Genomic DNA, 4,202 nt, shown 5'->3' on the forward strand with positions numbered 1-4,202 from the left:
CCCACCGCCTTGGTCCCGCCGCCCCGGCCGTTGCCTCGGCCGTCGCCCCAGCCGTTGCGCGGCCCGGGTAGCCCCCGCATGGGCTGTCCGATCGCTCTGAAGCTTCACCGGCCCCTCCGGTGAGCCGGCCTTTCGCGCACGAGCGTTCAAGACCTGGCCGGGCGGGGGTGGCGAGACTTGGGCCATGCGTTTCGATACCAAGATCGCCATTGTGGTGCGCGCGGATCTGGCCGCGTGGCAGAAGCTCAACGTCACCGCCTTCCTGTCCAGCGCGGTCGCCGGCGGGGTGCCGGAGACCATGGGGGAGCCGTACGAGGACGCGTCGGGGAACGCGTACCTGCCGATGATCCGGCAGCCTGTGCTCGTCTACGCGGCGGACCTGGCCGAGCTGCGCGCCGTGCGCGAGAAGGCGGTGGGGCGGGCGATGGACGTCGCCGTGTACATCGAGGAGATGTTCAAGACGGGGAACGACGCCGACAACCGGGCGGCCGTACGGGCTGTGGAGGCGGAGGATCTGGCGTTGGTGGGGGTGGCGGTGCACGGACCGAAGAACGGCGTCGACAAGGTCCTCAAGGGCCTGTCCCTGCACCCCTGACCACCCACGCCCGAGCAGGCCGTACGGACACTTGCCCCCGCGGCGCCGCCGAGCCGCTCGTCACAGAGGTCACCGACCCCGGCATTGACCCGATGAGCGGCCAGGGCACCAGACGTCCCATATGGAGTCCAGATGGGCCAGGGAGCGCCGCGCGTCATGGGCTGAGATGGGCCAGGGAGCGCCGGGCGTCATGGAATCAGGTGAGCCTGGGAGCGCCGGGCGTCATGGAATCAGGTGAGCCTGGGAGCGCCGGGCGTCATGGAATCAGGTGGGCCAGGGAGCGCCGGGCGTCATGGAATCAGGTGAGCCTGGGAGCGCCGGGCGTCATGGAATCAGGTGAGCCTGGGAGCGCTGGACGTTATGGATTCACATGGGCCGGAGAGCGCCGAGCGTTGCGGAAATGAATGTGCTCGAGAGTCCCTGACGACATGCATCCGCGCCGAACAGAGTTTGGGGAGTGGACCCGGGGCGAAGTCCGGGCGTTGTCCACAGAACGTGGTTCGGTGCGTCGGCGTCCCGGCCCGCTGGAGCACCCTTGGCGGCATGCACCAGCCATCCCACACTCCCTCCCTGACCGTCCGCGCCGCCAAGATCACTCGGGCGGTCCCGCAGGCCGTCGCGTGCCGCCGGACGGCCGCCCATATCTGGGGCGTGAGCGTGCTGACCACCCCCGAAGCCGACTGGCCCGTCGAGCTGGCCGCTCCCGCCCACCTGGCGCTCCCCGGCTGCGTCACCTACGTGACCCCGCTCCCCAGCGCTGACGTCACCACGCACAGAGGCGTCCGCCTCTCCACCATGGAACGCACGGCCCTCGACTGCGCCCGGTGGTTGCCGCGCATGGACGCCGTAGCGGTCCTCGACCAGCTGGCCCGCAAGGGCGTCGACATGGACGCCCTGTGGCGCCGGCCGCTCACCTCGTGGCATCTGCGAGACCTCCTGGCCCTCGCCGACCCCCGCGCTTGCTCACCCCGAGAGAGCTGGCTACGGATCATCCTGGTCGACGGCGGCCTGCCCCGGCCTGCCGCCCAGATCAGGGTAGAGCTGGGCGACGGCCGGCTCGCCTACCTCGACCTGGGCTGGGAGGAGTTCAAGGTCGCCGTTGAATACGACGGGCAAGGCCACCACACCTCGCCCACCGACCAACGACACGACGGCGACCGGAGGGAAGAGCTGCGGCGGTTGGGCTGGCGGGTGATCGCCGTTCGCAGAGACGCCATCCCCGGCCAGATCCCCGGACTGCTCCGGCATGTCTCCAATGTCCTGCTGGAGCGCGGCTGGCATCCCGGCCCTGGGGGCACCGAACGCATCCTGCGCCGCATTCGAGCCGCCCGCCACAGGTCCCGTTACCGCCCAGGTCAACGAGACACCCAGTCCTGAGCTGTGCGGGGGAGTGAGGCGCGCGGTCCTGTGCTGTGCGGGGGAGTGAGGCGCGCGGTCCTGTGCTGTGCGGGGAGTGAGGCGCGCGGTCCTGTGCTGTGCGCGGAGACGGCGGTGGGTCGGGGATGGTCGTGGCCGTCCCCATAGAGGGCATGTTCAAGACGGGGCATGACGCCGACAATCGGGTGGCCGTACGGGCTGTGGAGGCGGCCAGGGAGCGACGAGAGTACGTGAATCACCGTCACTTACTGTACCTATGATGTAACACTTAGTGCCATGCCGTCCCCCCGACATGACACTCTGGTCAAGATGTTCAGCGACCGTCCACAACTCGCCGTGGAGATCCTGCGCGACCTCATGGGAGTGAAACTGCCCGACACCTCGCTGATCCGGCAGGAGGAGCGGACCTTCAATACCCGCAACTCCGACGACATCGAAGTTGATCTGATCTTTACTCTGGGCCCCCCGAACGAACCCGCACACGCCATCATCGTCGAGATCCAGCAGGGCACATCCAAAGATCCTCGGCAACTCGCCCGTTACGCTGCCGCCACCTGGCTGCTCCTGGGGTGCGACGTCACCGTCCTGATCATCTGCCCCGACCACAACACGGCCGCCCATTACGCGCGACCCATCGAGTCCGGACTGACCGGCTACCGCCTGCTCCCCGTGGTGCTGGGGCCGGACGGCATACCGGCCATCACCGACCCCCAGCGGGCCGCCGCCAACCTCGACCTCGCCGCCATGTCCGTCATGATCCACGGCAAGGACCGCAAAGTGGTCGAGGCGTTTGCCACGGCACTCGCCGACACCCACGACGAACACGCTCCGCAGTACTATGAATACGCCTACGGCATGGCCACGCCCGAGATCCGCTGCCTCATGGAGGAGATCATGACGTCCACCACCTGGCCGGTCTACAGCCCCTTCGCTCGTGAACACTTCGGCCGCGGCCTCCAGGAAGGCCAAGCCAAAGGCAAGGCGGAAGGTAAGGCGGAAGGCAGGGCAGAAGGCAAAGCGGAGGGCAAAGCGGAAGAGGCGGGCAGGCTGGTGCTGCTCGTGTTGACCGCCCGCGGCTTCGACGTCCCCGACGACACCCGCGCCCGGATCACCTCCTGCACCGACCTGGCCCAGCTCGAGACCTGGGCCATCCGCGCCGCCACCGCTCGGGCCCTTCACGACCTGTTCAACGAACCGGCCTGACGCAGGGCTTGGTGGCTGGCTGAGCCGGGACTGTGAAACCAACGGCGGATTTGATGATCAAGGAAGAGACACTTGATGCCCGAGACCGCCGTGGAGTCCTGTCCATGAACGAACTGCCTGCCGAGCCGGATCGCGCGATGACGGACGAGCAGCTGATCTCGATGCTGGTGGATCGAGCCCGCAGCGAAGGGCTGCAGTTGACTGGTGAGGGTGGTCTGCTGCAGCAGCTGAGCCGGCCAGAGGCTCTGGTTGGCCAGGGCGATGGCGCTATACGGGCAGTCCCAGGCGAGGCTGGGCTTGGAGGACTTCGAGGCCGCCAGCGAATACGACGGCCAAGGCCGCCACACCTCGCCCGCCGACCAACGGCACGCTGCCGACCACCGCATGTTGCCCGCCCACCAGCGGCGTGACGCTGGCCGCCAGCCAATACGACGCGCGCGGGGCCGCTGCGTGTTGCCCGCCGACCAGCGGCGTGACGCTGGTAGCCATTGAGTGTGGCGGGTGGGTGCGTTGCGCGTTGGCTGTCGGTCAGTGGTGTGGCGTTGGTCGTCATTGAGTGTGGCGGGTGGGTGCGTTGCGCGTTGGCTGTCGGTCAGTGGTGTGGCGTTGGTCGTCATTAAGTGTGGCGGGTGGGTGCGTTGCGCGTTGCCCCTCGGTCAGTGGTGGTGCTGGCCGCCAGCCAATACGACGCGCACGGGGCCGCTGCGCGTTGCCCGCTGACCAGTGGTGTGGCATTGGTGGACGCGACGGCTCCAGTGACAAGGGGGACGGGTGGCCGTCGTTCGGCGGGGCGTTGTGCCGGGCCGGATCGTCGACCTGGTAACGCCACGTCGCCCGTGGCTTGGTCGGATGTGGCCGGCAGCCCCGCGCCCGGTGGCGCCCGGTGCGTCCTCCGCCGCCTCCGGGTCGCTCGCCGTCTCAACCGGGCCGCTCGCCGTCTCAACCGTTGCCGGTTACGCGTTGCCCCGCCTGCGACCGTGTCAGCCGATGGTGACCGGGAGTTCCTTGATGCCGTTGATGAAGTTCG

At 68.6% G+C, this 4,202-nt stretch carries 4 protein-coding genes; 3 read left to right on the plus strand and 1 reads right to left on the minus strand.

Annotated elements, in window-relative coordinates:
- Window positions 1–184: 184 nt before the first annotated feature.
- The 3 genes from E1292_RS49630 (at window position 185) to E1292_RS49640 (ending at window position 3,175) form a co-directional block, all read left to right on the plus strand.
- Window positions 185–595, plus strand: a complete 411-nt coding sequence (locus tag E1292_RS49630) for a DUF2000 domain-containing protein (protein ID WP_132606756.1) — start codon at window positions 185–187, stop codon at window positions 593–595.
- A gap of 543 nt (window positions 596–1,138) precedes the next feature.
- On the plus strand, window positions 1,139–1,972 hold the full coding sequence (locus tag E1292_RS49635; RefSeq protein WP_165975174.1) for a DUF559 domain-containing protein: 834 nt from the start codon (window positions 1,139–1,141) through the stop codon (window positions 1,970–1,972).
- Between the two features lie 309 nt (window positions 1,973–2,281).
- Window positions 2,282–3,175: an RpnC/YadD family protein gene (locus tag E1292_RS49640; RefSeq protein WP_132606758.1), complete on the plus strand. Its 894-nt coding sequence runs from the start codon at window positions 2,282–2,284 to the stop codon at window positions 3,173–3,175.
- On the opposite strand, the gene E1292_RS52425 is transcribed toward E1292_RS49640, so the two are convergent.
- The gene (locus tag E1292_RS52425; RefSeq protein ID WP_181958428.1) at window positions 3,148–3,561 is read right to left on the minus strand and encodes a hypothetical protein; all 414 of its coding nucleotides are present in this window, start codon (window positions 3,559–3,561) and stop codon (window positions 3,148–3,150) included. The two genes, E1292_RS49640 and E1292_RS52425, sit on opposite strands and share 28 nt — an antisense overlap.
- Window positions 3,562–4,202: the final 641 nt, after the last annotated feature.

It is taken from the genome of Nonomuraea deserti (genome assembly GCF_004348685.1).
In the GTDB taxonomy this organism is placed as follows: domain Bacteria; phylum Actinomycetota; class Actinomycetes; order Streptosporangiales; family Streptosporangiaceae; genus Nonomuraea; species Nonomuraea deserti.

Coding starts and splice junctions, on each gene's coding strand:
- E1292_RS49630 (WP_132606756.1), top strand. CDS start 185: ATGCGTTTCGATACCAAGATCGCCATTGTGGTGCGCGCGGATCTGGCC.
- E1292_RS49635 (WP_165975174.1), top strand. CDS start 1,139: ATGCACCAGCCATCCCACACTCCCTCCCTGACCGTCCGCGCCGCCAAG.
- E1292_RS49640 (WP_132606758.1), top strand. CDS start 2,282: ATGTTCAGCGACCGTCCACAACTCGCCGTGGAGATCCTGCGCGACCTC.
- E1292_RS52425 (WP_181958428.1), bottom strand. CDS start 3,561: ATGCGGTGGTCGGCAGCGTGCCGTTGGTCGGCGGGCGAGGTGTGGCGG.